Raw genomic sequence first — 2,577 nt, 5'->3', positions numbered from 1 at the left:
GCCCGGCACCGCCAGCGCCGACCTCGGCATGTGCCGGCTGTTCCGGGCCGGCGAGTGCCCGCCAGGCCGGTGGACGGCGGCGCGGCGGCGGGCGCCGCGGCCGGGGCGGCCATGGTCGGGGCCGTGGTTGCGGCGGCGACCGGTGCGACGACGGTGGTCTGCGTGGGCACGCTCGGCGCCGGCGCGGCCGGTGCGGGCGCGGTGCTGGTCGGCGCGGGGGGCGCCTCGGGCGGGGCGATGCCCGCCAGCCCGCCGGACGAACCCGACGAGCCGGAGGAGCCGCCGGAGTCACCGGTGCCGGGTGCGCTCGGCCAGGTCGCCGAGTCGTCGGACACCTGCCGGGCCTGCGTGTCCGGCGGGGAGCCGGTGGTCGTGGTGGCGGCCGCGGCGGCGATGGGTGCGCCGGTGTTGCCGTCGACGTTGACGCCGGCCAGGTTGCCGACGACGTCGGAGGTCATGTTGTTGAGCTCGCCGGTCAGGTGGCTCGTCACGCTGGACCGTGCGCCCGAGGTGGCGGCCATGCCGAGATTGCCCAGGTCCGGCATCTGCCCGGTGGCCAGCGAGCCGCCGATGTCGCCGAGCACCTCGCCGCGTACCCCATGGGAGACCTTGCTCGTGAAGGAGCCGTTGTGGCCGCCGGCCAGCGTGCTGGCCGCGCCGCCGGCGAAGCCCGCCCAGCCGGCCATGAGCAGGTCCCCGCCGTCGAGCCCGTCCCGGCGGCCCTGGGCGACCTGGTAACTCTGGATCGCGCCCTGGGTGAGCAGCTCCTCCTTGGCCTCGTCGAGGCCCTCCTTGCCCGCCTTGATGGCCCAGCGGCCGAGCTTCTTGGTGAAGTCCTGGCCCAGGTCCTTGATCTTGTCCTTGATGGCGCGCTTCATGCCGCGCTCGATCAGCGACTTGATCAGCCGCTTGAGGATCTCCTTGATGGCGAACCGGGTGGCCATGCAGACCGGGCCCGCGGCGGCGGTGGACGCGCCGAAGGTGAAGAACGCCGCGACGGCCAGCGCGATCAGCTCGATCAGCAGCAGGCCCAGCTCGATGTAGTACTCCAGCTTGGCGCCCTGGATGTCGCAGCCGCCGCCTTCGAGCATCTCGCCGAGCACGCCCGCGACGTGCGCGGCGGCCTGCAGCGCGGACTTCTCCGAGCCGCTGCCGATCTGCTCCCAGGCCTCCTTGATGGCCGCGGCGACCTTGCCCTCGACCCCGCCGAACGCGGCGACCGCGTCGAGCGCGGCCCGCTCGGACTCGACCAGCGGCTCGGCCAGGTCAGCCGCGACGGAGTACCAGTCGTCGGCGAGGTCCCAGGTGGCCTGCTCGTCGCCCTCGGGCCAGTCCATGCCGATGACCCAGTCGAGGCATTCCTTCATCCACCCCGGCGCATCGAAATAGGACAGCGGATGCGGTATCGGCGACGGCAACCACGACATCCCGCACCCTCCCCAGAGTTCGGTCCCACGTGTCCTGCGGCCCCGCTCCCCGGCGGGGGCCGGCGTGACGCCGACACGTGAACGCTGTGGGTAAGTTACTCGATCCGGACAAGAGTGCGCCAACCCGGTTGCGGCGCAACGTGCTCAGCCGGGCTAGAGTCGGCATGCACTGGCAGCATGACGAAAGGGCAGCCCCTCATGGCCCAACGCTCCGATCGCGACGCCAACTGGGCGCTGCGGGAACGCTTCGCACAGGTGCACGACCAGTACAGTCGCCTGCGCTCCGGCATGGGCGAGATGCAGGCGAAACTGCACGCCTACCGGGCGACCGAGAAGTCGCGCGACGGACTGATCAAGGTGTCCGTGGACGCGCGCGGCCGGCTGGTGAAGCTGGAGCTGGAGCCCGCGGCGCTGCGCTCGTACAGTGCCACCGCGCTGGCCGAGGAGATCACCAGGGTCGTGACCAAGGCCGGCGAGTCCGCGGGCGCGGGCGTCAACGCCATCATGGCCGAGGTGATGCCGGCCGACTCCGGCGCGCTGTCGTTCCTGCGCACCAACGACATGAACGACCTGATGAAGCGCCAGGACGACATCATGGACTACCGCCCGGAGCAGCGCGATGAGCGGTGACGAGATCCCCATCCGGCCGATGAGCTGGCCCGGCGGCGACGGCACCCACCTCGACCTCGACGCGGCCCGCGACTCGGGGCGGCGCATGCGCGCGGCGGGCCAGGACGTCTCCTCGCTGCGCTCGGGCATCGGCGCGAGCATCGACTCCGCCGGGAAGTCCCAGCCGTGGGGCATGGACGACGTGGGCAAGGCGCTCGACGAGGGCTACAGCAAGATCGCGCCCACCATCCTGACGCTGTGGCAGCAGGTGGGCGCGGCGCTGCAGTCCATGGGCGACAACATCAACGTCGCCGCCGACAACACCACCGCCACCGACGTCGCGATGGCCCAGCGCGCCCAGAAAGCGGGCAACCACCACCCCAACATCCCGATCTGACGCTCCGCCGACCCGCCGCCGGGTGCCATGATCGCGGTTTTGGGTCAGTAGGACAAGCCGCTGGCGCTCCTGGCCGATGACCTGCACTGGGCGGATATACCCTCGCTGCGTTATCTGTCATTTCTACAGCCGCGGCTTTCGGAG

The 2,577-nt window shown here is 71.7% G+C and carries 2 protein-coding genes and 1 pseudogene; 2 read left to right on the top strand and 1 reads right to left on the bottom strand.

Going from position 1 to position 2,577, the window contains the following annotated elements:
- Positions 1-1,367 (bottom strand): annotated as a pseudogene (locus tag AB0J67_RS40585) (hypothetical protein); the annotation flags it as partial.
- A gap of 258 nt (positions 1,368-1,625) precedes the next feature.
- Here AB0J67_RS40585 and AB0J67_RS40580 point away from each other — a divergent pair.
- Both AB0J67_RS40580 and AB0J67_RS40575 read left to right on the top strand, forming a co-directional pair.
- A complete protein-coding gene (locus tag AB0J67_RS40580) occupies positions 1,626-2,057 on the top strand; it encodes a YbaB/EbfC family nucleoid-associated protein (protein WP_363491069.1) in 432 nt (143 codons plus the stop codon).
- Positions 2,047-2,433 (top strand): hypothetical protein, encoded by a 387-nt coding sequence (locus AB0J67_RS40575; RefSeq protein WP_363491067.1) that lies wholly within the window; start codon positions 2,047-2,049, stop codon positions 2,431-2,433. The genes AB0J67_RS40580 and AB0J67_RS40575 overlap by 11 nt, the downstream gene beginning before the upstream one ends.
- Positions 2,434-2,577 lie beyond the last annotated feature (144 nt).

Origin of the sequence: Catellatospora sp. NPDC049609, assembly GCF_040675365.1 — a bacterium.
Classification (GTDB): Bacteria; Actinomycetota; Actinomycetes; order Mycobacteriales; family Micromonosporaceae; genus Catellatospora.
The sequence above is the reverse complement of the archived record's forward strand: the minus strand, read 5'-3'. Positions and strand labels throughout refer to the sequence as shown.

Coding starts and splice junctions, on each gene's coding strand:
- AB0J67_RS40580 (WP_363491069.1), top strand. CDS start 1,626: ATGGCCCAACGCTCCGATCGCGACGCCAACTGGGCGCTGCGGGAACGC.
- AB0J67_RS40575 (WP_363491067.1), top strand. CDS start 2,047: ATGAGCGGTGACGAGATCCCCATCCGGCCGATGAGCTGGCCCGGCGGC.